The organism is Brucella thiophenivorans, from assembly GCF_002252445.1.
Classification (GTDB): Bacteria; Pseudomonadota; Alphaproteobacteria; order Rhizobiales; family Rhizobiaceae; genus Brucella; species Brucella thiophenivorans.
Genome location: NZ_NNRJ01000061.1, coordinates 20073 through 43745 on the forward strand (window position 1 = coordinate 20073; position 23673 = coordinate 43745).

Sequence of the window (23673 nt, forward strand, 5' to 3'; positions counted from 1 at the left end):
CTTATTCAGATTGTTGTCTTGGTTCGACGATCAGTTCTTCCCAGCCGGACTTTGCGCATAATTCTCGGCGGAAGCTGAGGTCTTCGAGTTCAGCCAGAATAATTTCGGCTGTGGTGTAGACGGCTGATCCGACACCAAAATGAGCGCCGATTGTCTTGCCGGTTCGATCTGAAAGCGAAATATGAAGATGCTCCCCTTTTTCGTCGATTGTTCCGACGAGAGAGACGATTTCGAAATGCCCGGATACCTCGGCCCAGACACCCGTATTGGCATAACGCAGAAGGGCGGTATTAAGGCTGCCGACGACAGACACAATCGATACGGCCTTTAAACCTTTCGCATCAACGAAGGCGCGCAATTCTTTAACAACGTCATCCCCCGGCTCAAGCCGAATGGCATAAAAGCGAGCCTGACTGGCTTGCGCATTCTCGAATTTTGTCATTCACAACCTCAATTTCCGCAACAGTATCAGCCAAAAATCGATTTTGATTTTCGGGGAATATGATGCGTATATTCAATAAATTAGAGCGTCCTTCGCCCGTCCAGCAAAACGGGCGGCGCTCTGAGCGGAGCACGATGTTAGTTGATCTAAAAACCTACAAAATCGATAGATAAATTATACTAAAGATCACGTCGCAAATAAAAGACCTTACCGCTTTTCATGCGCCAGATGGTTTAAGCTAAACACGTTTGTGATACGCTTTTTCGACGTCTGAACTGGTTTATTTGCCTTGCGGGATTGCGGGGTGATTTGGTGTATGATTGATTTAATTGATCAAAGAGATAACTTATCTGCCAAGAAAGACAGAAGCGTTTCGCTCTCTCGAAGTCTAAAAAGATGGTGAAATTAGATAATCTATCCAGAACAAATTCTTCTGAAAATTCCATCTTTCATAATGCTGTAACATAAGCAAAACATATGAAACCCGTTGAAAACAATATTTTGAACGGGGCTGATCTCAATGAACAGAATTCTAGCAGCACTTGCGCTGTCAACGGCGATATTCTCTGTGCCGGCTTACGCAGAATTTAAGCTCGATAGCCGCTACGTTGATGCAGACGGTGATATGGTGGCTGACATTCCAACGGATGAAAGCAAACTCGTCGATCCGGACACGCTGGTATTTGCTTATACGCCAGTGGAAGATCCTGCTGTTTATGCCGATGTGTGGAAAGGCTTCCTTGACCATCTGGCTGACAAGACAGGCAAGAAAGTTCAGTTCTTCCCCGTTCAGGAAAATGCAGCCCAGATTGAAGCGATGCGCGCTGGTCGCTTGCATGTTTCGGGCTTCAACACAGGATCAAATCCTATTGCCGTGGCCTGCGCTGGTTTCCGTCCTTTCGCTATGATGGCATCCAAAAATGGTGAGTTTGGCTATGAAATGGAAATCATCACATATCCTCAGTCCGGCATTGAAAAGATTGAAGATATTAAGGGAAAAAAGCTCGCTTTTACCTCGGAAACATCGAATTCCGGGTTCAAGGCCCCTTCGGCTCTCCTGAAGGCCGAATACAATCTCGCCGCAGGTACTGATTTCGAACCTGTCTTCTCTGGCAAGCACGATAATTCGATCCTGGGTGTAGCCAATAAGGATTACCCGGCTGCGGCAATCGCCAATTCCGTGCTCAAGCGCATGGTCGCGCGTGATGTGGTCAAGGACGATCAGCTGGTTACGATCTTCACATCGCAGACTTTCCCAACGACTGGCTATGGCGTTGCCCATAATTTGAAGCCGGAACTGCAGGAAAAGATCAAAGAAGCATTCTTCTCCTACGACTGGGATGGGTCCGCGTTGCTTAAGGAATTCGGAACCTCAGAACCACCGCAGGAAGCCTTTATTCCGATTACGTTTAAGGAGCATTGGGCCGTTATTCGTCAGATCGACGATGCAAATGGCGTTTCCTACGCCTGCAAGTAATTTCTCTTAATTTTAGGGCACTGGATCTTTGACCCAGTGCCTCTCTTTATTTTTAGGCGGGAACGTTAATGCTCAGAATTACGGGGCTGACAAAAACATATAAGACGGGCGATAAAGCGCTCAATGGCATCAATCTGGAAATACCATCAGGACAGGTTGTCGGGCTTATCGGTCCGTCTGGTGCGGGTAAATCCAGTCTCATTCGTTGCATTAACAGACTGATCGAACCGAGTTCCGGTCAGATATTTCTCAATGACAAGGATATTGCGGGATTATCGCGCGGTGATCTACGCCTTGCGCGGCGCAAAATCGGAATGATTTTTCAGGAATATGCGCTCGTCGAACGCCTGACAGTTATGGAAAACGTGCTTTCAGGTCGATTGGGTTATGTTCCATTCTGGCGGAGTTTTCTGCGCCGTTATCCATCCGCATATGTTGAGAATGCGTTTGCGCTTCTTGATCGGGTGGGATTGAGCGCGCATGTTGATAAACGTGCCGATGCATTGTCGGGTGGTCAGCGTCAGCGCGTCGGCATTGCGCGCGCGCTTGAGCAGGACCCAGAATTGCTGCTGATTGATGAGCCCACTGCATCGCTTGATCCAAAAACCTCAAGACAAATCATGCGCTTGATCGTTGAAATATGCAAAGAACGGGACTTGCCGGCGATTATCAACATTCACGATGTATTGCTTGCTCAGGCTTTTGTGGAACGCATCATCGGTCTGCGTGCGGGCGAGGTGGTTTTCGATGGCACACCGGCGGACCTGGATACAGATGCGTTAACGCGTATCTATGGCGAAGAAGATTGGGCTGCGATGCAAAAGCAAGCCGAAGAAGATGCCGATGAAGAACGCCTTGCGGCCAACGAACTGGTACAGGTTGAAAATCGCTTGGCGCGCGTTCTGTGATGTCTCAGGCCAGTTTTGAAACATATCCCAAGGCGTGGAAAAGACCGCCCCTATTCATCCAATCCGCGACTGTTCGCTGGCTGGTTTATGGCGTGGCGATTTTATATTTTTTAGTGGCGACCGCTTCAATCGACGTGAATTGGGCGCGTGCTTATGAAGGAATGGATAGGGGATGGCGTTTTTTACAAGGCTTTCTCGTCCCTGATTTTACAACACGTTGGCGGGATATTGCGGCCGGGCTGCAAGAGAGCCTGACGATGACGTTTTGTTCCACGATTGTTGGAATTATCGTCTCTATCCCGATCGGCGTCGGCGCTGCGCGTAACATGGCACCGGCACCGGTTTATTACATCTGTCGCTCAATAATTGCCGTATCGCGTGCGTTTCAGGAAATTATCATTGCGATCCTGCTTGTTGCGATGTTCGGTTTCGGGCCTTTCGCAGGCTTTTTGACACTTGCTTTTGCCACAATTGGTTTTATCGCCAAATTGCTTGCTGAAGCTATTGAGGAAATCGATGAGAAACAGGCCGAGGCAATCAGGTCAACCGGGGCGTCTTGGTTGCAATTGATCAATTACGCCGTCCAGCCGCAGGTTGCGCCACGGTTGATTGGGCTTTCGCTTTATCGCTTCGACATCAATTTCCGTGAATCCGCAGTCATCGGCATCGTCGGCGCCGGCGGCATCGGTGCAACGCTGAACACCTCCATCGACCGTTATGAGTATGACAGCGCAGGTGCCGTGCTAATCCTTATCATCATTATTGTCATGCTCGCCGAATACGGCTCGAGCCTTATTCGCAAACGGATACAGTAAATGCCCACGACAATTCTGGCCAATGGCCGCAAGCATTGGCGAAAGCTTCAACCAAGTGCTGAACTGATCCAGTGGAGCGGCTGGTTTGTGCTCTTCGCATTCTTTGTGTTCTGCTGGCAGATCATGACGAAAGATACGATCTGGGCATTTGTTGAAGATGCGCCGCGACAAGGCGCAGATATTCTTTCGCGTGCCTTTCCGCCACGTCTTTCTTACGTTCCGGAATTGCTTGTTCCTTTGTGGGATACGTTGAATATGGCGACGCTTGGGACTGCAGCGGGCACAATTCTTGCTGTTCCCATCGCATTTTTGGCAGCACGAAACACAACGCCAAGCCTGTTGATATTCCGGCCATTAGCACTTTTCGTGATTGTTGCCTCCCGGTCGATCAACTCGTTGATCTGGGCTCTCTTGCTTGTTGCTATTCTTGGTCCGGGTTTGCTTGCGGGCATTATTGCCATCGCTCTGCGATCCATCGGGTTCGTCGGCAAGCTTCTTTATGAAGCGATTGAAGAAGTTGATCAGAGCCAGGTAGAGGCAGTTTCTGCAACAGGAGCGAGCCGGATGCAGGTGATTGATTACGCAATCGTGCCGCAAGTTTTGCCGTCGTTTCTCGGAATTACGGTGTTTCGCTGGGACATCAATATTCGTGAATCGGCGATTTTGGGATTGGTCGGAGCCGGTGGACTTGGTCTTAAGCTTCAGTCATCGCTAAGCATGTTGGCTTGGCCTCAAGTCACGACTATTTTTCTGGTTATCCTATCGACAGTTGTGATTTCCGAATGGATTTCTGCGCAAGTTCGTAAGGCGATTACTTAAGAGCGCATCCCAAAAAGTGTGAAACGGTTTTTGGACAAAGATACGCGTCAAAAAAATGATTAGAGCGCTGATTTTATTAAATCAGAAATGCGCTCTGCTACCATGATGGTAGGCATGTTGGTATTTGCACATGGGATGCTTGGGAAAATTGAAGCATCGCATATGCGAAGTCCGTCTATGCCATGTACGTAGCCCTCCGGACTGGTGACGGCAAGCGGATCGGAGTTGGCACCCATGCGGCAAGTGCAGGAGGGGTGCCATGTGCCGCCAACATGTTTGCGCACAAAAGTGGTCAATGCGGCATCATCCTCCAGTAGCGAGCCTATGCTGACACCCGACGTAATTACTGCATGAACAAGTGCGGTCCGTAACGGGCCTGCCACGTCGAGCATAGCTGAAAGATTGCCGCGCTGTAGCGCGTTCCATGTTCCGGGAACCGCCACACGCGCAACGCGTGGCGTGTAGCTTGATGGAAAGACCGTGCCAGCAAAATGACGCATGTTCCGGTCGGAGAGGATAGCGGCACCTTTTCGCACCGCATCTTTTAAGCGTGCGAGATCGCGCTCGTCGCTCAACATGCGAAAATCGACATTGGGTTCATCGCTTGAATCGGATGATGCAAGCGTGACTTGACCACGTGAGAAGGATTTATTCACCCAGAAGAACAGACTGCCGATCCGATTTCCGACAGAATGCCAGCCGGACCGAGCAAGAATGGCGGCATGCATGTCACTTGGAGGTGTATCTTTTAGGCCGGATGAGTAACGCCAGATTGCCTGTTCGTGATGTTCTTTTGCATTTTTGTTCCGTGCTGCGGGTGGTAGATATGCAGCAACGGCGATGGAAGGATGCTCCATCAGATTTTGGCCAACACCGGGAAGTTCGTGAACAACAGGTATTTCGAGGCTTGTCAGGTGATCGCCGGGGCCAATGCCAGAGCGCATCAGCAAGGTTGGCGAATGAATTGCACCCGATGAAACAATGACTTCATGTGCGTTCAATTGAATATTATCGGTTTGTCCATCCGCTTTGACGATGGCGCCAGTGGCTTTTTTGCCAACAAATGTGATCTTTACGGCTGTAAAGCCGGTCATGATTTGCAGATTGGGACGCTTTCGCACTTCGTCTGTCAGATAGGCTATGGAAGTCGGTAATCGTTCGCCTTGGTCGCTGACAGCAACAGCGCCACGATAAGTGCCATCGCGCCATTCTCCGTTCTGGTCCTTGCCGATTGGCCAGCCATTTTTGTCGATTGTTTGCATGACGCGATCAACGAATGGCGAAATTCGTTCATCATCGATACGGCGGATCGAAATCGGGCCGTCATGACCATGCAGTGGTCCGTCAAAATCACGATCAGCTTCGATCTTCCGAAAGTAGGGCAGGCAATTTTCCCAAGTCCAGCCCCGAGCACCGATTTCATGCCATTCGTCATAATCGGCAGGAGCGCCACGATTGGCCATCAGGGCATTGATCGCCGAGCCACCGCCTAGAATTTTGGCCTGCTCGTAGCGGCGGGAAGCTATACTTTCTCCGCTTTTGCCAAAATGGCCCATACGCGCCTGAAGCTTTTCCCAGATATTGCGCGTGTCGAGATAAGCGCGGCCGGGATAGCGACTGCGAATGGCATCGGGCATGTCGGACGCACTTATGTCGCGACCAGCTTCCACCAGAATAACGCGTCTGTTCGGGTCTTCGGATAGACGGGCGGCAAGGACGCAACCCGCGGAGCCACCGCCTAAAATGAGATGATCGGCAATCATGCTGCGGCCTGATCTTTACGCTGCCTGCCTGCGCTCAGTGCTGCGAGCATAACGACGATGAAGGAGACTGCGGTCAGTAGTGAACTGATCGACGCAATCGTTGGATCGATCTCGTCACGCAGGGCTGTAAACATGCGCTTTGTGAGCGTTTGATACTGGCCACCTGAAATGAACAATGACACTACCGTTTCATCGATTGCCGAAATGAACGCAAACAGCAGGCCGGAAATCACGCTTGGTTTGATCTGCGGTAGCGTCACGGAAAAGAATGCGCGAAATCGGTTCATGCCGAGACTACGCGCAACCATTTCCTGTGTCGGGTCGAATTTGCGTAAACCCACCAGAACCGATGTCACCACATAAGGAAGGCCGAGCATGATATTAGCGAGGATCAGGCCCGATAAGGTCGCCAGCAGCCCAACCTTCGCATAGACGAAGAAAACGCCAACCGCGGTAATGACGATGGGCACAACGAGCGGCAGCAACAAAACCACCTGCATGCTGCGGACAAGCCGGGAGGATGTCAGATTGAGTGCATAGGCGGCTGCGGTCCCGATGATGGTGGAAAGAATAGCGCTTGCCACCGCAACGATGAGGCTGACTTTCGTTGCCTGCATCCATGCGCTGCTGGCAAGATAGGCTTCATACCAGCGAAAAGACCAGCTTGGCGGCGGAAACGTGAGAAAGCGTGTTCCGGAAAACGACATTGGCACGATGATCAGGATCGGAATGATCAGCCAGATCAGGATCAGTGATACGACGGTGATTAGGATTGCGCGGGATACGGACATGGTCTTACCTCGTTCCCATAATGCGTTCAAACGGGATCAGCAGACTGGTTAGACGGAAAATCAGGAAGACGCAGATCAGCAATACAACACTGATTGACGAAGCTGCACCCCACTCATGATAGACCTCAATATTGCGCGAAACGAGCATGGAAACCATATAGGTTCGTCCGCCGCCGAGCAGTTCCGGCGTGATATAGAAACCCAGTGTCAGCACGAAAACCAGCACCATGCCTGCGATCATTCCCGGCAGCGACAGCGGCAGGAAAACACGCGTGAAGACATAGAAGGGTGTTCCTCCAAGGCTCGAACCGGCCATTGAAAGTTCACGCGGAATTTTCTGCATGGTTGCGTAAAGCGGCAGCACCATGAATGGTAGCAGAATATGGATCGTCGCTACCACGGTGCCAAATTCGTTATTGACCAGCAGCAATGGCGTATCAATCAGCCCAAGCGATTTGAGTGCAGAATTGACCAATCCGGTTCGTTGTAACAGGATCAGCCATGCGTAAGCGCGCACAAGAACACTGGTCCAGAACGGCAGAATAACCATTGCCAGAATGAGAATGCTCCATTTTTGTGGAACAGTGGCTGCGAGATAAGCAATCGGGTATCCGAGCAGAAGCGCTGCAATGGTGACGATGAATGCAATCTTGAATGTTTGCAGGAACGTCATCCAGTAGACGTTGTCGGTGAGAAAGCGCTGATAATGAACGGCTGTAAAGCCGCCATCCTGCCAGACGGATTGCCATGCGAGCCAGCCAAGCGGTACGATCAGCAGAACCGTCACCACTGCAAGTGCCGGAGCCAAAAGGAACAGCATCAGACGCATCTCTTTGCGTCGATAAAGTTCACTCGGATTTAGGGCCAGTCTGCTCATCTCATCACCATTAAAGGCTGTGACATTCAGTTAATGCCGGGCTTCGAAACTACGAAATGCGCGCACGTCGTTATGACGTGCGCGCTGCCAATTTTACTTCTGAATAAATTCAGCCCAACGCTTCTGAGCTTCTTCGCCTGCCGGTGAACTCCACCATTCGTCAGACACCAGAACCTGCTTTGCTGCATTGTCCGGCGAGCTTGGCATTTCGGCGGAACGCTCAGGTGTAATCTTACCCGTTTTGTAAGCGGCAGGATTTGCAGGTCCATAATCAATATAGGCTGGGAAATTGGCCTGAATTTCAGGATCGAGCGCGGCATTGATGAACTTAACGCCGGTTTCGAGATTAGGTGCGCCTTTCAGAATGCAGAGCGATGTATATTGCAGGAAGCCCTGATTGAAAGTGTAGCCAATCGGCAGGCCTTCCTTCACCACCGCGGAAACGCGACCGTTCCATGCCATGGTCATATCGACTTCGCCATCCGCCAGAAGCTGCGCGGATTGTGCGCCCGATGTCCACCAGACGGTGACGAATGGCTTGATTTCTTCGAGCTTTTTGAAGGCGCGATCAACATCAAGCGGGTAGAGCTTATCGACAGGCACCCCATCGGCAATCAGTGCTGCTTCCAATGTTGCAAGTGGATGATTGCGCAAAGCACGGGTGCCGGGGAATTTCTTGACGTCCCAGAAATCGACCCAGGTTTTCGGTGGATTATCGCCGAACTTGTCTTTGTTATAGGCAAGCACGCTTGAATAGAATTCGTAAGCGACAGAATAGGGCGATTTATATTCGGCTGGCATGTCTTTGACATTGGGCAGCTTTGAGAAATCGAGCTTTTCGATCATGCCCTGTTCGCCGCCGCGGATGCAGTCTTTGGCTGGCGTGTCGATAACATCCCAGACGGGCTTTCCGGTCTCTGTCTGTGTCTTGATGACAGGCCAGGCGTCGGGCGCGCTATCCTGATTGATGGTGATGCCAAGCTTTTCTGCAACCGGGTCGAGAATGGCTTTGGTCTGTGCTTCCTGATAGGCGCCGCCCTGCGAAACGAACGTGATCTGTTCTGCAGATGCGTGGCCGTTGCCAGCGACAAGGGCTGCGGACGACATGAGAAATGCTAGAGCTGGAATGCGCATGTTCGTTCTCCTCTATGTGGACTTCTTGGTCCATTCTTGTCTGCCGGATCGGATTGGCAACTGCCCCGGCACGCAGCTTTCGATTTCCCTCAACGCCCGATGGCGTCAAGAAACTGATACCAGCCTGCAACCACACGCACCGCAGGCGCGCGCAGGCCATAAAAAGGAATTTGCTTGAGCGGGAGTTGGGTCAGCAAACCAAGATCAACAGGCTGGCCTGCAACAATTTCAGCAACATGTTTGCCGATGTAAGACGACATGGCGACGCCGGTTCCGTTATAACCAACGGCATAGATCAATCTGTCATCAATACGCCCGACATGTGGCAGACTGTCGAGCGTCATGGCGACAAGCCCTGACCAGCGATGCGTGACCTGAACCGAGGCAAGTTCTGGAAACTGCTTCGCCATCGCTTTATGCAGGGCTGCAAAAGCCGCTTCGGAATCGGTTTTTCCGAAAGCGCCGCGCCCGCCATAAATAAGTCTGTCGCCTGATTTGCGAAACCACCGCATCATGCGGCGGGTCTCGGTATAGCTGCGTCCGTTTTGTAGGAGGTGCTCGCCTGGGGTTCCGGTGAGCGGCTCTGTCGCAATCATTGCAGAGCGGAAGGGAATGATCGATTTTCGGACAGGTGCCGTTGCCTTCGTTAGGTCGGAATAGGAATTGGTGGCAATCACCACCGTTTTGGCGCGGATAGTTGTGTTTTCTATTTCAACAACCACGCCGTTAGCATCGCGTTTGATACCTAAGACTGGCGTGTTTTCGCAAATCGTTGCGCCTTCTGCCTGCACACCACGCGCAAGACCCAAAACAAAGTTCAAGGGATGGATGATACCGCCATGGGTGTTGAGCATGCCGCCGACGAAATCATTGGATCCGGTTTCGGCTGCTACTTCTTCAGCCGATTGTATTGAGCAGGCTGTGTCGCCCAGTGCCTCGTTGAGCCATGCACATTCGGCCTTTAACGCATCAAGCGAGAGGTGATTGTGCGCGCAACGTAGCGACCCGGTCGAATGATAGTCAGCACCTTCAATCGCATAATCGCTGACAAGCTCGCCAACATGGTCTGCGGCTTCAATACTGATGTCATGCATGCGTCGGGCGACGTCGATGTCGAAACGGCTGGCAATATCGCGATATGCCAGCCGGAATTTTGCGGAAACAACGCCGCCATTGCGACCACTTGCGCCCCAACCGATACGGCTTGCTTCCAGCACAATTGAGGATAAGCCCGTGCGTGCCAGATAGCGGGCTGTTGAGAGCCCGGTATAGCCCCCTCCGATGATTGCAACATCATATTGGCCGTTGCCTGCAAGCGCTGAAAACTGAGGGCGCGACGCGGCCGTTGCCTGCCAAAGGGATTTGATGTCATCGAAGGGAGGGCGTGTCGACATGGTGCGTGACGTTTCCTTACTTACGCTGCTTTGGCGACAGAGGCTGCAAGAAGTTCAGCATCAATCGCATCTGCAAGCTGCTTCAATGTGGAGAAGTGGAAGTCAGGCTTTGTCACACCATTCGGTGTCGGCGTGCCGCCAAAACCGTTCTGTCCCTGACGGCGTTCGATCCAGCATGTAGTGTAGCCAAGCTCCTTGGCGATGCCGATGTCGTGATACTGGCTCTGGGCTACGTGTAAGATCTCCGAAGGCTTATAGCCAAATGCCGATTGGCGACCCTTGTTGTAAGCGAAGAAGTTCGGATTTGGTTTCGCATAGCCGGTTTCATCGCAGGTCACGCTGTCATGGAACGGGTTTTGGAGCGTTTCCGAATAAGCTGAGAACGTGGTTCGGTCGGCATTGGTCATGGCGACAAGACGGAAATTCTTACGCAGGCGCTTGAGTGCGTCGATTGAATCTTCAAAAGCAGGATGATGCAGGATCGCAAACTGGAACAGATTTGCTGAAGCCTGATCGCTATTGATGCCCAGTTCTGAAGCCATGTGAAGGTACACGTCCTTCATCGCAGATGATGAGCGTCCGTAGAACTTATCGCGACCGCGAATATAAGGGCCGAAGATTTCATCATCGTTGAGTTTGGCAGCCTTTTCGCCGCCGACCTTGCGCGTTGCATTCAAAACGCCGGTCTCAAAGTCAATCAAAGTGCCCACGACATCGAAGGTCATCACTTTAAAATCGGTGATTTTCATTGCTGTTTTCCTCATAGTGCTAAGCATGATGGTTAGTTGTTTTCTGGCACGATCACCGTGTCTTCAGGGTGCAGTGCGATTTCGATTTCTTCGCCGGGGGCGCGCAGTTGCGATCGTCCGGAATGATTGGCCGGAAGGCGGAAACTTAGTGTCTCACCCGAGCTGAGCTGCATGAAAACGCGAATGCTTTCGCCTTGATAAAGCGCTTCGATCACCTTGCCGCCCAGCCGGTTTATACCGTGATCTGCGGCCTGATCGCTCACGATCAGCTTTTCTGAATGAAGCGCCAGAAAGAGTTTTTCACCTTGAGGTATCGGATAGGCAGAATGCAGTGTGGTGCCTGCAAGCTTGACACTGTTCTCGCCATCTCTTGTGACAGGAAGCAGTGTGGCTTCACCGATAAAGCTTGCAACAAAGGAATTAACCGGACGGTCATGCAACATTTCAGGCGTATCGATCTGAACGATCTTGCCCTTGTTCATAATGGCGACACGGTCGCTCATTGTGAGCGCTTCGCGCTGATCATGCGTCACATAAACAATGGTCGCTCCCAGCTTGCGATGCAGCTGCTTAAGCTCGATCTGCATATTTTCGCGCAATTGCTTGTCAAGTGCTGACAGCGGTTCGTCCATGAGGATAAGGCGTGGCTCAAAGATCATTGCGCGCGCCAGCGCAACGCGTTGCCTTTGACCACCGGAAAGCTCGTCGATCTTGCGGTTTTCAAGTCCGGTCAATTCGACCATGGCCAGCGCATCGCGCAATTTTTCCGGCCAGTCCGCCTTTGGCAAATGTCGAGCGCGTAAAGGAAATGTGATATTATCGGCGACATTCATATGTGGGAATAGGGCATAGTTCTGAAAGACGATGCCGATGTCACGCTTGTGTGGTGGCTCCAATGTAATATCGCGGTCACCAAGCCAGATTGATCCTGACGTGGGCTGAACAAAGCCACCAAGAATTCCCAGAAAGGTTGTCTTACCTGAGCCCGAAGGTCCAAGAATTGAAACGAATTCGCCCGGAGCGACATCAAGGCTGACATTATCAAGCGCGTGAAAAGCTCCATAGGTCTTTGTGGCTGACCGAATGGAAACGCCCACGCTTGCTGACTTTATCGCTTTAGTCATTTGATTCCACTAAATAAATTATCGGCTTATCGGAAGATGATTAAGCACGATTTGCTGCATTCAATGGAAAAACCAAACACTTCCTGCGCACGTAAACGCTCTAACGTTTACAGCAGCCAAATGTTTTGTTCCCCTGACGACGATGAAGGATTTTCTCCTTTCTTGATTAGCAGGAGAACAAATTACCAAGCGACAAGCAATTGAAAAAAGCTTGATACGATGTTACAAAATGTAATGACAGCTTTACGGCGCGCAATTCCCTCTATGAACGGCCTCTTCACTTTGGAGGCTGCGGCGCGGCATGGAAATTTTTCAAAGGCAGCGCAGGAACTCAATGTAACACCGGCTGCGATCAGCCGTATGATTGGGCGATTGGAGGAGCACCTCGATGTGCAGCTTTTTATTCGCACGACCAGTGGTGTCAATCTGACCGAGTATGGCAGAATTCTGCATGACGCCATTGAGCGTGGTTTTGCGGGTATTGAGCAGGCTTTGCAGGAAATCAGCGACCGCAAGCAGGGGGTGCAGACGGTAACGCTTTCTCTCTCAACGGGGTTTACCACCCATTGGGTTATGCCGCGCATGGCGGCTTTCAAGAAAACCTTTCCCGGCGTTGATCTGCGTTTTGAGCTGATCATGGGGCCTTTGGCGGGCCCGGTAAACGATGTTGATCTCGGTATGCGTTTCGTCGAAGGCGCGGATGTCAATCATGAAGCAACTTTTGTTATGCCCGAAATTCTTTTGCCGATTTGCAGTCCGACCTATCAGAGAGAACACGATGAAGGGGACGCAGTTCTCAATCAGCCTGTCACGACATTGATAAATTTAAGCGAAGCGCAACCCAACTGGCCGGATTTCTTTCTGCCCGCGCGCGGGCGGGGTACGCATGACGAAATGCTTTTCTCTGACTATGCGATTGTCGTTCAGGCGGCTTTGCTGGGGCAGGGCGTTGCAATTGGTTGGCTAAATGTTTGTGCGCATTGGTTGCGGACCAAAGCGTTGATACCGGCGCATAACCGTTTGCTTCCAACACATCGCAAATGCCATCTTGTACGTTTGCGCGATAGGCCCGTTCGCCCCATAGTCACTCAAGTGCGTGACTGGATTATTGCAGAGCTGATGGATGACATTAATGCTATCAAAGCAATGTATCCGGCGCTGGGCCTTGATGACGCTATTTAGTTTTTAGGAAACCGAGCGGCAAAGCTTTCTGCAATCGCCAATATTGCTGCGTGAATTGGCCCCGCGGTCAGGCTCGGCATGACTGAACCGTCAACGACATAGAGATTATCCAGACCGCGTAAGCGCAAATTTGTATCAACGACCGATGTGTCGTCCTTTCCCATCCGGCAAGTCCCTGAGGGGTGATGATGGGTTATCGCTGCCTTCGCGATAAAAGCGTCGAGTTCACTTTCAGATTTGAGCGGACCCGGAAAAATCTCATGATCGCGCCACTCGTCGAGTTCTGCTCTGTGGCCAATTTCGCGCGCAGCATGTAGGGCGGTGCGGAAAAGTCGACGGTCATGTTCTGTTTGCAAGTAACAAGGATCTATATGCAAAGGATCCGTCGGTTGTGACCCGGTTATGCGAATTTTGCCCCGGCTTGTAGGATGCGTTACACCAAACAAAAAGGAATAGGCGCTACCCAGCGCAGGTGCATCAAAACACTCTGAAACAATGGGTGCAACCCCACATCCAACGACGATTTCCGGTTGGCCATCGGCAGTAAAGTCACCCGCGCGCATATAGGCCATGCTTTCGGAATGTTGCAAACGTGACGGTGCTACCTCTTTTCGCGCGGCATAAAGATTGCCTGCGCCGAGTAGGTGATCCATCAGATTGCGCCCAAGTTCGGGTGATTTGATACGGCAATTTACGCCGGCCTCACGCAACACGTCTTCTCGTCCAATACCAGAGCGCATTAAAAGTGCAGGGCTTTCCAGCGATCCGGCAGAAAGGATGATTTCATCGGCTGCGATTTTGCACAAACCATCCGGCCCTGCGAGTTCCAGCGCGCTAACGCGCGTTTTGTCGAGCTTCAGATAACGTGTCAGCGTGCCGGTCATGATTGTCAGATTTGGACGCGTACGTACTTCAGGCGTAAGCCATGCCTCGGCAACGGTCACTCGGTGACCATCTCGGATCATCAAGGAGTTGGGCGTGACACCGATCATTTGGCCGGTATTGTGGCCGCGGATGTGTGGCAGACCAAGTGCGGCACCAGCTTCGATAAAAGATCGTGCCAATGGACTGACATCCTTGTCCGGTATCCACACAGGCATTGGTCCGCCCGATCCATGTGTGCCATCGTCGCCCCATGAACGGTCTTCAATAGCTTTGAATGCTGGCAGCAATCCTTCCCAGTTCCAGCGATCGTCGCCGGTCGCCTCCGCCCAAGCAGCAAAATCAGCGGGATGGCCACGCATGTAACCCATGGCGTGCAAAAGACTGGAGCCGCCAAGCGCCTTGCCTCGTGCCCATGCGTGAACACGTCCGGCGGTTCCCCGCTGAGGGATGGTTTTGTAGTCCCAATCATAGTGGCGGTGCTGGATAGCAGGCCACATTCCAGGCTTTAAGATATCCGGGTCTGTTGGCTCGCCACCTGCCTCTATCAGCACGACTTTACTGGTGGGGTCTTCGCTCAAACGTGCGGCGAGAAGAGCGCCAGCAGAGCCAGCGCCAATGATTGCTACATCATAGTGTGCCATGGTCTTACTTCTGATCTTGCGGGATAACCGCGCCTTCAAGTGTCATGACTTCGCCGTCGAGCGATACCGAACAATTGCGAAGCGGGATGTCGAGATGACATGGTGTATCGCGATCTCCGCCTGCCTCTGTGTTGGGACCAGACGACCAGAGGAAGTTGCCTGCAAAGGATCGCGCATCCATGCCAAGCTGTGCTTCGGGATTATAGAGGCCAAGAACGGTCCAGTTTGCACGGTTCTCAAGTCCCCAGCCGACATGTGCCATGGCGTAAGCACGCGGATCGTTGAAGCTTTCCATGAACTTGCGCATGAATTCAGCGTCGTAGCCGCCCTTGATGTCGACGATAAAGCCTTTTTCGATGGTCACGGTGATTGGTGCGCGTGCATATTTCTTGAAGGGCAGCAGAATGTCGCCTTCATCAATGACGATTGTGCCTTCGGCACTGCCTTCATCGGGCCAGCGTGCCGAGAAACAGCTTGGCCAGTGATCCCAGCGCCCCGGTTCGTCTGCAAGGCCATATTGTGTGAGCACCGGATATTGGCCGAGGCGACAACGAAAATTCGTGCCTGCCTTTGATGTCACATGCATTTCTTTGGCCGCGCCTATTTTCTTTGCTGCGGCAAGAACACGCAACTTGTCTTCGGGACGCGGAATCTGGCGCATCATAATTGCAGGCGGTTCGACCGCGAGCAACATGCGTGTACCGGTTTTCAAAACCTGCTCCTGTTCTTTGGAAAACAGAAGCTGCAATGTATCAATGACAAGGTCGGATGCCTTGAGGCAGGCAAGAGCTGCCACATTGCCATCCAGAGGGGTCTTGCCGATATAGCCTGATTTGTCGGGTGAAATCGCTTTTTCGCTGTTCACTGGCGCGAGGTTTAATTCGGTGACAACTGCACCGAGATCAGAAGCCGCTAGCTTTGCAATATACGCGATCTGCTTATTGCTATCGTCGCTTGTGAGGATCGTTACCTGTTCGCCGGGTTTCAGGTTGCACATTTCAAGCACCTGTCTCCAGCCCTTCAAGAACTGCGCGTCACTGATAGACATATTATTACCTCCGTGGGGCAATGCCCGCTTGTATGTGGCTGCGACCGGAAGAGCTTCGGTTCAATTCAACGTGCTCTTTCTATTTAATATGCGGCGCAGGCGTTTCCCTCTGATTTTGATGTTTCTATAGCGCGGTCTGATTGGCCAGCGTGAAGAAGTTCCGATTGTAATGCAGCAGTGGCGATGTTTCTGGACCAAAGCGGATGGCCATTACTTTGCCAATGAAAATCGAATGACTTTCCGTTTCTGAAACAGATGCAATTTCACAGTCGAGATTTGCCATTGCATGATCAAGAGCGGGGGCGCCGGTCGCGAGATTCGTCCAGCCATAGGGTGAAAACTTATCTTCACCCAGCTCCCCAATCTGGCCTGCAAAACGCAGCGCAATTTCGCGCTGGGCATCGGCGAGGATGTTGACGCAAAAGCTTCCGGCAGAGGTAATTGCTTTATGTGCTTCACCGAAACGATTGACGCATACAAGCATTGAAGGCGGCGTGATCGACATTGAACAGACGGCAGTCGCCGTTAGTCCGCGACGGTTGTTGCCTTCGCCTGCGGTGATGATATTGACCGTCGCAGCAAGTTGGCGCATCGCAGTACGAAAATCATCGGTGAGTTGATCCGTTGCGGGCTGGGTCACAGGGTGCCTCCTTTTGCAGCGATCACGTTTTCGAGGAAGAGAGCAGCGTTACCAAGGCGCAGGTCTGCGCCACGCGCACCTACGAGCTGAACGCCGACCGGCAAGCCTTTTGCCCCCTTTGAAACAGGCAGGCAGATCAGCGGAACTTGCAATACGCTCCAGAGCCTGTTGAAGATCGGATCGCCTGTTGCCATGCCTTCAGGCGCTTCACCGGGAGCAGCCAATGTCAAAACAGCATCGAAGCGTGACAGGATCGAATCCATCAGATGGCGAATGCCGTGAATTTCGGTCATGGCTGCGCGATAGCGCGGTTCATCAATGCGGCCCTGGTCATCCAGCATGGTGCGGGTGACAGGTGTCAGTTCATTCCAGTGATGGCTGATTTCTGATGCAAGTGACTGGGTGACTTCCCAGCCCATAACGGCTTCATGAAGCTCAAAAATGCCGTCATACCACGCTGGTGCTGGGATAATCGTGACCTCGGCACCAGCAGCCTCAGCAGCCAATGCCAGACGATTGACCGCTTCAATCGCATAGGCTTCGGCTTTTTCGAGGCGGGTTCCCAAAAGCACGCCAATGCGCGACCGCGTTGGTGGTGTCAACGCGGCAAGTTCGGATTGACCGCTGAGTGTGGCGACACAATAGGCAGCATCGCCAATGTTGCGGGCAATCACACCAAGCGTATCAAGTCCATGGCACAGGACCTTGATGCCGACAGTGTTGATTGACCCAAAGGTTGGTTTGAAGGCGGTGACGCCGCAAAAACTGGCCGGGCGGATAACGGAACCAGATGTTTGTGTGCCTAATGCCAGCGGAACCATTCCGGCTGCAACTGCCGCACACGAGCCTGACGACGAGCCGCCCGGTGTATGTGCAGGGTTGTGGGGGTTGCGGGTCTTGTTGGGGCTTGCCATCGCAAGTTCTGTGCTGACTGTCTTGCCTAAAATCAGAGCGCCCGAATTCTTTGCGATTTGTACCGCTGGCGCATCCCATGGCGGCTGAAACCCTTCATAGATCGGAGTTCCATAGCCAGTTGGCATATCGCTCGTATCGATTACATCTTTGACACCGATGGGGATGCCTGCAAGCGCTCCCTTGGCACCGTTCTTATCCATAGCATCGGCATTCTTGCGTGCTTGCTCGATGTTGAGATATTGCCATGCCTTGATCGGCCCGTCAGTCTGCGCGATCCGTTCCAGATAGGCTTCTGTGACTGCGCGCACGCTCAATTGCTTAGTTTCGACGACGGAAGCGATTTCGCGAGTAGTCAGGGCAAGGATTTCCGTATTCTTCATAGAGTTTTCCTTAGCCAAAAACCGGTGGACGGCGGTTTATCCATGGGACTGCACGTTCGAGTTCTGCGGCCAGCGCAAAAAGCAATGCATCGTTGCCAAAGCCAGCCCCCATGTGCGAGCCAATAGGCAGACCTGTCGGGCTCATGCCGAGCGGAACCGACATTGCAGGACAGCCCGACGTGTTGAACACAGCCGTGAACGGCGAATGCGACCAGAACAGATCGTAAAATTCATCAAGCGATTTGTCTTTACCTGCTAGCTTGCCCAAAAGCGGCGCCGGTTCAGCGGCGGCAGGCGTGAGCATGATGTCATATTGGGTGAAGAATTTCCCCAATGCACGGGATGAGGCATGAAGCTGATTGATCGCCCAAAGATAACGCGTGCCGGAAACTTCCAGCGCTTCGCGGACCCATTGCTGATTGACGGGTTCGAGCTTTGCGGTATTGGCAGAAGCGGCATCGCCACCAGTCACCCCAAGCGCAACATTGACCCCAACAACGATACGCCACGCAGTTTTGATAGCTTCCGCATCATAGCCTGCATCTGCGACCTCTTCGACATAATGTCCCAGAGCTTCCAGTAGTTTCGCTGTTTCGCGAATGCTTGCGATCATTTCCGGCGCAATGGCACTGCCGTCTGGTGCGCCAAGGATCATAGCCACTTTGAGGGGGGGCGGGGTCTTTTCGAGTGCTGAAAGATAGCTGCCAAAAGTAGCAGGAGCAGCCCACGGATCGCCCAGATCGCTGCCGCGCGAAATATCGAGCATCGCTGCATTGTCGCGAACCGACCATGTCACAGCATGCGGCGTCGACATTCCGCCAATCGCTTCGGCAACGGTGGGGCCAACAGGATTAACCAGCCGCGATGGTTTGAAACCGAACAGTCCGCAATGGCTTGCGGGAAGTCTTGTAGAACCCGCTCCATCGGAACTGTTCGCAAGAGGAACCATGCCGCTTGCCACTGCTGCGGTGGAGCCGCCGGACGATCCACCAGCCGAACGATTCAGGTCCCACGGATTGCGCGTTGGGCCGAAAGCCACGGATTCGGTTGTGAAACTCAGCGCAAATTCCGGCGTGTTGGATTTACCTACAATCACCATGCCTGCGGATTTATAGCGTGCGGTAATGGTGGAATCGCGTTTGCTGACTGCATTGCGTAAGAGTTCAGAGCCGCTCGATAGGATCATGCCTTCGGCTTCAAAGCCGGTGTTTTTAAGAAGCATAGGCACGCCGGAAAGTGGGCTTTTTGCCAATCCATTTTTGATTTGTTGTCGCGCGAGATCAAAATGCGCATGCACAACAGCATTCAGTTGAGGGTTCAGGCGTTCTATTCGTGTGATGCTCGTTTCAAGCACTTCGGTTACGCTGATTTCACCTTTTGAAATCAGTTCGCCGATTGCGATGCCATCTTTTTTTGCCAGATCGTCCATCGCTTAGCTCATCTGCGCTTTGAAGAGATCAATATCCCACATATCTTTTGTGCCGGTCAGAAGACCATCCTTGATTTCAAAGATATGCAGGCCATCAAGCGCAATCTTGCGCGGCGTTGCATTTTCCTCGCGCGGCTTGCAGGTCGCGGTCATAAAATAAGGAATAGCAACCTGATTGGCCGCACGGATATAGCCACGACGTTCCCATGCAACATCAGGCAGCATGCGCCAGAAACCGACAAGCCCTTCGGCGAGCGCTGCATGGCCTGCGCGACGCTTACCCATAGCGACTTCTTCATGCCAGCCATCGGTATGATAAAGGGCAGCAGCAGCGTCCGCATTGCGTGATGCATAGGCTTTATAGAATTGGTCGATGAGCGTGGCGTAATCCATCGCATTCTCCAGATCATCCCGAAAAGAACCCCGTCCGATTTTGGCCAGACGGGGCAGGCGGGGTCTATTCGATGCCGGCAATCTTCTTCACCTGGGCAACATATCCGTCACGTTTGACTTCATTATAAAGTCTTGCGCGAAGGGCAGGCGCAGGGGTTGCATTGACGTTTTCAAACAGTGCAACGCGACCAGCCAGCGAACCGGATGTCATATCCCAGATGAAGTTCATCAGCTGCTCCTTGACCATGGCTGAAACACCATGACCCGGAAGCAGTTCATGCAGAAAATGCCCGACTTCCGGATTATCGAACGCCTTTTTGCCAAAGCGCATAACGAGCCCCTGGCCACACAATTCCTGAAGGATATGGATGATCTTCGGATAGTTTTCGATAGAGTAGAGCCGACCGGCTGTCAGCATACCGACATCGGGACGCATCACATCGCCTTCGGTCGGAACGGCAAGTGCTTCAGCTGCCGTAACGAAAGCACGAAGCGTCTGTGCATATTCGACAAGCTGTCCAAGCATCATCTGAACGGCAGGGATTTTACCCGTGCCAAGATAATCCAGCACCATCTGACCGGCACCAACAAACAGTTCGGCCTTGACCGCAAGACGTGTCAGAACGTGCCAGTGGGCAAACACGCAGACCGGGCCGTAATAGCTCATTGCTGTCGGATCACCGAGATTGAACAGACGTTCTTTCGGTACAAAAACATTATCGAAAACAATGAACTGGTCAGCTTCTTCGCCAAGGCTTGCAACTGGATGATCGAACTTGCTCGACAATGGCTGTGAGACCATTTCGCGCGAGATCATCTTGATTCCAGGAGTGTCGATAGGCACAGAACCCCAGATACAGGCATCGGCCGGTGTTTCCTGAATGCCGCCAAGATTGGTGAAGAAAATATCGTTGGCCTGTGCAGCAATCGAGCCTACGGTTTTCGCACCATAGATATAGACGCCGTCTTTGGTGACCTTGCGTGCTTTGAGAAGCGAAGCTTCCGAAGCCTTTGGCGACGAACGATCAGCCTGCGGTCCGGCTAGACTTTCGGATGCAGTCAGATTGTTGTTCTGGCCATATTCCATATAACGTTCGATATTTTCCGCAAAATCCGGATCGATGCCTTCAATAAGCGACTTCTTCTTCTTGAAGGTGGGGAGATAGGCATAGAGACCAACAACGATCGATGGAGCAAGATCCGGTGGACGACCAAACGTACCGGCGGTCTTAAGCGATGTGTATTCAATCATCCGGCGACGGGCAGCGAGATCTTCCTTTGTGCGCGGAATCTGCCATGAACGGCTCAGAACTGCACCGGCCTTTTCGTCGTAATAGGTGGTGGCGTCGGCATGTTCATCGGTAAACTGGTCATCGAACATCGACGCGAGAAGATCGATGCCCTTGGCGAGCGCCGGTTCGTCATAAACGGAATTCAGCTTTTGTCCGCCGACCCAGATCTGACGGTTGTCTTTGAGCGATTCTTTATATTGTTCGCCGGTTTTCAGCCGGTGTGGCTTACTCGCCAGTTTCGTTGCTGTTCCCTGTGTCACATGGGCCTCCTATTACAATTGGAATCGCGGGTGTTCCCCGAATTATTATTGAGCGTTTCCGGTATTAAAGATCAGGCGCTTTCAGCCTTTTCGTCACGCATCTGGCGGATGACTTCGGTGGCAACGCGCATTGAATCAAGTGCTGCTGGCACACCGCAATAGATTGCCGCCTGAAGAATAACTTCGACGATTTCTTCTTCTGTGACGCCGTTGTTCAGCGCACCGCGAACATGTATTTTGACTTCATGCGGACGGTTCAATGCGGTCAGCATGGCAAGGTTTAGAAAACTGCGGGTTTTGCGTTCCAGTCCGGGACGGGTCCAGATTTCTCCCCAACACCATTCTGTCACCAGTTTTTGCAACGGGGCCGTCAGGTCATCGGCGTTTGCAAGTGAAGGCGCAACATAGCCGTCACCGAGAACCTCGCGTCTAACCTTCAACCCTTTCTGGAATTGTTCACCGCTGAATTCAGGACGAGTCATGCATCTCTCCATTAAGGTAGGAAGTTCGGTAGCTTGGCCCCTCTGGCTTTGCTGTTCTGATTGTCTCAAGGTTAGACATGTCGGACTTGACCTGTCAATAGATTGTATGACAAGATTACGGTCATACTGAAAACTTCAGGCGAGATTGTTCTTTCAGCCAGGTCGGATTTGTTTCAGCAGACAAAGGTGCAAAGCAGGGGAATCATGGCGGGTCCGGCATCAGACATCGATGAGAAAATAGCACCGTTTGAGCTTTATGCCCTGCGTTATGCTACCCATCAGGGACGGAAGGCGAAAGACAATTTTCTTTATGCCGATCCGCATGAACAGGGTGAAAATCTCGATTATTTCATTTGGCTAGCCCGTCGGGGTGACGAGGTTTTCGTTATCGATACGGGTTTTGGTCAAGAAGCTGCCGATGCCCGTGGACGCACATTGTTACGCCGTCCTGTGGATGCACTCGCTTTGTTGGATGTCGATGCAAAGAACGTGTGTCAGGTGATTCTGACCCATCTCCATTATGATCATGCAGGCACGCTCGGAGAGTTTCCGGCAGCGCATTTTCATCTTCAGGTCGATGAAGCAGGCCATGCGACCGGGCCTTGTATGTGCGATACAAAGGCGCGTGCGCCCTTCGATGTAGAAAACATCGTAGCTTATATCCGCAATCTTTATGCCGGTAGAATTGAGTTTTATCGCGGCGACAAAGAATTGGTACCCGGCTTATGGCTGCATTCCGTGCCGGGCCACAGCGCAGGCTTGCAGGTCGTTCGCGCTTATACTGCGCGTGGCTGGGTGGTTATCGCATCTGATGCCACGCATTTTTATGCCAATATGGAGCGGGAAAATCCATTTCCAGTGTTGTTTGATGAAGCTGCGCTGATCCGGGGCTATGCGCGATTGATTGAGCTTGCGCCAAGCCTTGATCATATCGTGCCGGGACATGATCCAGCAGTCATGCGAGCCTATCCTGCCTTGTCACCAGCATTGGAAGGCATCGTGGCAAGGCTGGATGTTGCGCCGATGTTAAGCTGGCAGGAGCTTGCGCGATGAGCAATGGCGGGGGACGCGGCGTTCTAATCACAGGTTCAGCACTTGGATTGGGGTTGGAACTTGCGCGGGTCTTTGCAAAAGCTGGTGATCGGGTGTTTCTGAGCGATATTCGTTCTGATGTGCGCGATGCTGCACTGGTTTTGGCTGAAGAAACAGGTCAGCCTGTCGGTTCGCTTGAAACTGATTTATCCAAAGAAGGCGCTTCTGATCGGCTTGTTGCTCATGCAAGAGAGCATCTTGGTTCGGTCGATATTCTCATAAACAATGCTGTCATTCGCAAAATGTCCCCGGTGCAATCGCTTGCCGATTTGGATTGGGATCGCGCGATGGAGGTCAATCTGTCCGCGCCGTTCCGGCTGATCCGTGCATGTCTGCCGCAAATGCAGGCGCGGGGCTGGGGGCGGATCATCAATATGGCTTCTGTCTATAGTTTGATCGCGCTTGCGGGACGGGTGGATTACGTTACCACCAAACATGCGATGATCGGGCTGACACGCACGGTGGCGCTGGAGCTTGCTGCCACATCGATTACCTGTAATGCGATTTGTCCGGGACTGATGGCGACAGATTCAGCGCTTGGCCGCATTGAAACGCTGGCCACTGAAAACGGCTTAAGCTTTGATGAGGCAACGCAGCTTTTCCTTTCCTCCCGTCAGCCGGGTGGCAAATTTATTCCAGTGGAGACGGTGACGGCGCTCGCGCTGTTCCTTTGCGGCGCTGCCAGCGAAGGCATCAATGGTGCGGCTATCCCGGTAGATAATGGCTGGTCCTTCGCTTGAA

23 protein-coding genes are annotated in these 23673 nt (G+C 52.3%); 7 read left to right on the plus strand and 16 right to left on the minus strand.

The features are described 5' to 3' along the window. Position 1 precedes the first annotated feature (1 nt). Positions 2-442, minus strand: a complete 441-nt coding sequence (locus tag CEV31_RS18710; RefSeq protein WP_094509400.1) for a PPC domain-containing DNA-binding protein — start codon at positions 440-442, stop codon at positions 2-4. A gap of 520 nt (positions 443-962) precedes the next feature. Between CEV31_RS18710 and phnD the strand changes: the two genes are divergently transcribed. The 4 genes from phnD to phnE (CEV31_RS18730) all read left to right on the plus strand — a co-directional run bounded on the left by phnD (position 963) and on the right by phnE (CEV31_RS18730) (position 4461). Beyond that, positions 963-1919, plus strand: coding sequence for a phosphate/phosphite/phosphonate ABC transporter substrate-binding protein (phnD, locus tag CEV31_RS18715; protein ID WP_094509402.1), 957 nt, complete (start codon positions 963-965; stop codon positions 1917-1919). Between the two features lie 68 nt (positions 1920-1987). Beyond that, positions 1988-2827: a phosphonate ABC transporter ATP-binding protein gene (gene phnC / locus CEV31_RS18720; RefSeq protein ID WP_094509404.1), complete on the plus strand. Its 840-nt coding sequence runs from the start codon at positions 1988-1990 to the stop codon at positions 2825-2827. Next, a complete protein-coding gene (phnE, locus tag CEV31_RS18725; protein WP_094509406.1) occupies positions 2827-3642 on the plus strand; it encodes a phosphonate ABC transporter, permease protein PhnE in 816 nt (271 codons plus the stop codon). The genes phnC and phnE (CEV31_RS18725) overlap by 1 nt, the downstream gene beginning before the upstream one ends. After that, positions 3643-4461: a phosphonate ABC transporter, permease protein PhnE gene (gene phnE, locus CEV31_RS18730; RefSeq protein ID WP_094509409.1), complete on the plus strand. Its 819-nt coding sequence runs from the start codon at positions 3643-3645 to the stop codon at positions 4459-4461. A 59-nt stretch (positions 4462-4520) separates the two neighbouring features. Here phnE (CEV31_RS18730) and CEV31_RS18735 read toward each other — a convergent pair whose 3' ends face one another. The 7 genes from CEV31_RS18735 to CEV31_RS18765 all read right to left on the minus strand — a co-directional run bounded on the left by CEV31_RS18735 (position 4521) and on the right by CEV31_RS18765 (position 12293). Continuing rightward, entirely contained in the window at positions 4521-6224 is a 1704-nt protein-coding gene (locus tag CEV31_RS18735) for a GMC family oxidoreductase (protein WP_094509411.1), read from the minus strand. After that, positions 6221-7015, minus strand: a complete 795-nt coding sequence (locus tag CEV31_RS18740; RefSeq protein ID WP_094509413.1) for an ABC transporter permease — start codon at positions 7013-7015, stop codon at positions 6221-6223. Before CEV31_RS18740 ends, CEV31_RS18735 begins: the two co-directional genes overlap by 4 nt. Before the next feature lie 4 nt (positions 7016-7019). Beyond that, on the minus strand, positions 7020-7892 hold the full coding sequence (locus CEV31_RS18745; RefSeq protein WP_094509415.1) for an ABC transporter permease: 873 nt from the start codon (positions 7890-7892) through the stop codon (positions 7020-7022). A gap of 93 nt (positions 7893-7985) precedes the next feature. Then, complete coding sequence (locus tag CEV31_RS18750; RefSeq protein ID WP_235818180.1) at positions 7986-8999, minus strand: ABC transporter substrate-binding protein; 1014 nt, start codon at positions 8997-8999, stop codon at positions 7986-7988. 116 nt (positions 9000-9115) lie between these two features. Beyond that, positions 9116-10420 carry an NAD(P)/FAD-dependent oxidoreductase gene (locus tag CEV31_RS18755; RefSeq protein ID WP_094509419.1) on the minus strand — a complete coding sequence of 435 codons (1305 nt, stop codon included), beginning with the start codon at positions 10418-10420 and terminating at the stop codon, positions 9116-9118. A gap of 20 nt (positions 10421-10440) precedes the next feature. Continuing rightward, positions 10441-11169 carry an HAD-IA family hydrolase gene (locus tag CEV31_RS18760; protein WP_094509421.1) on the minus strand — a complete coding sequence of 243 codons (729 nt, stop codon included), beginning with the start codon at positions 11167-11169 and terminating at the stop codon, positions 10441-10443. Positions 11170-11201: 32 nt separating this feature from the next. Then, positions 11202-12293 (minus strand): ABC transporter ATP-binding protein, encoded by a 1092-nt coding sequence (locus CEV31_RS18765; RefSeq protein WP_094509423.1) that lies wholly within the window; start codon positions 12291-12293, stop codon positions 11202-11204. 234 nt (positions 12294-12527) lie between these two features. Here CEV31_RS18765 and CEV31_RS18770 point away from each other — a divergent pair, with 234 nt between their 5' ends. Beyond that, positions 12528-13475 carry a LysR family transcriptional regulator gene (locus CEV31_RS18770; RefSeq protein WP_094509425.1) on the plus strand — a complete coding sequence of 316 codons (948 nt, stop codon included), beginning with the start codon at positions 12528-12530 and terminating at the stop codon, positions 13473-13475. Here CEV31_RS18770 and CEV31_RS18775 read toward each other — a convergent pair. The 8 genes from CEV31_RS18775 to CEV31_RS18810 form a co-directional block, all read right to left on the minus strand. Next, the gene (locus tag CEV31_RS18775) at positions 13472-15001 is read right to left on the minus strand and encodes a GMC family oxidoreductase (RefSeq protein WP_094509427.1); all 1530 of its coding nucleotides are present in this window, start codon (positions 14999-15001) and stop codon (positions 13472-13474) included. The two genes, CEV31_RS18770 and CEV31_RS18775, sit on opposite strands and share 4 nt — an antisense overlap. Before the next feature lie 4 nt (positions 15002-15005). Then, entirely contained in the window at positions 15006-16049 is a 1044-nt protein-coding gene (locus CEV31_RS18780; RefSeq protein WP_094509429.1) for a M29 family metallopeptidase, read from the minus strand. Positions 16050-16173: 124 nt separating this feature from the next. After that, entirely contained in the window at positions 16174-16689 is a 516-nt protein-coding gene (locus CEV31_RS18785; protein ID WP_235818174.1) for a flavin reductase family protein, read from the minus strand. Continuing rightward, entirely contained in the window at positions 16686-17984 is a 1299-nt protein-coding gene (locus CEV31_RS18790; protein WP_094509433.1) for an amidase, read from the minus strand. The genes CEV31_RS18785 and CEV31_RS18790 overlap by 4 nt, the downstream gene beginning before the upstream one ends. 10 nt (positions 17985-17994) lie before the next feature. Then, positions 17995-19413 carry an amidase gene (locus CEV31_RS18795; RefSeq protein ID WP_094509435.1) on the minus strand — a complete coding sequence of 473 codons (1419 nt, stop codon included), beginning with the start codon at positions 19411-19413 and terminating at the stop codon, positions 17995-17997. 3 nt (positions 19414-19416) lie between these two features. Continuing rightward, the gene (locus CEV31_RS18800) at positions 19417-19806 is read right to left on the minus strand and encodes a nuclear transport factor 2 family protein (RefSeq protein WP_094509437.1); all 390 of its coding nucleotides are present in this window, start codon (positions 19804-19806) and stop codon (positions 19417-19419) included. 64 nt (positions 19807-19870) lie between these two features. Continuing rightward, positions 19871-21358, minus strand: a complete 1488-nt coding sequence (locus CEV31_RS18805) for a 4-hydroxyphenylacetate 3-hydroxylase N-terminal domain-containing protein (RefSeq protein ID WP_210190958.1) — start codon at positions 21356-21358, stop codon at positions 19871-19873. A 71-nt stretch (positions 21359-21429) separates the two neighbouring features. Beyond that, entirely contained in the window at positions 21430-21840 is a 411-nt protein-coding gene (locus CEV31_RS18810; protein WP_094509439.1) for a carboxymuconolactone decarboxylase family protein, read from the minus strand. 204 nt (positions 21841-22044) lie between these two features. Between CEV31_RS18810 and CEV31_RS18815 the strand changes: the two genes are divergently transcribed. Then, entirely contained in the window at positions 22045-22893 is an 849-nt protein-coding gene (locus tag CEV31_RS18815; protein WP_094509599.1) for an N-acyl homoserine lactonase family protein, read from the plus strand. After that, positions 22890-23672 carry an SDR family NAD(P)-dependent oxidoreductase gene (locus CEV31_RS18820; RefSeq protein ID WP_094509441.1) on the plus strand — a complete coding sequence of 261 codons (783 nt, stop codon included), beginning with the start codon at positions 22890-22892 and terminating at the stop codon, positions 23670-23672. The genes CEV31_RS18815 and CEV31_RS18820 overlap by 4 nt, the downstream gene beginning before the upstream one ends. Position 23673 lies beyond the last annotated feature (1 nt).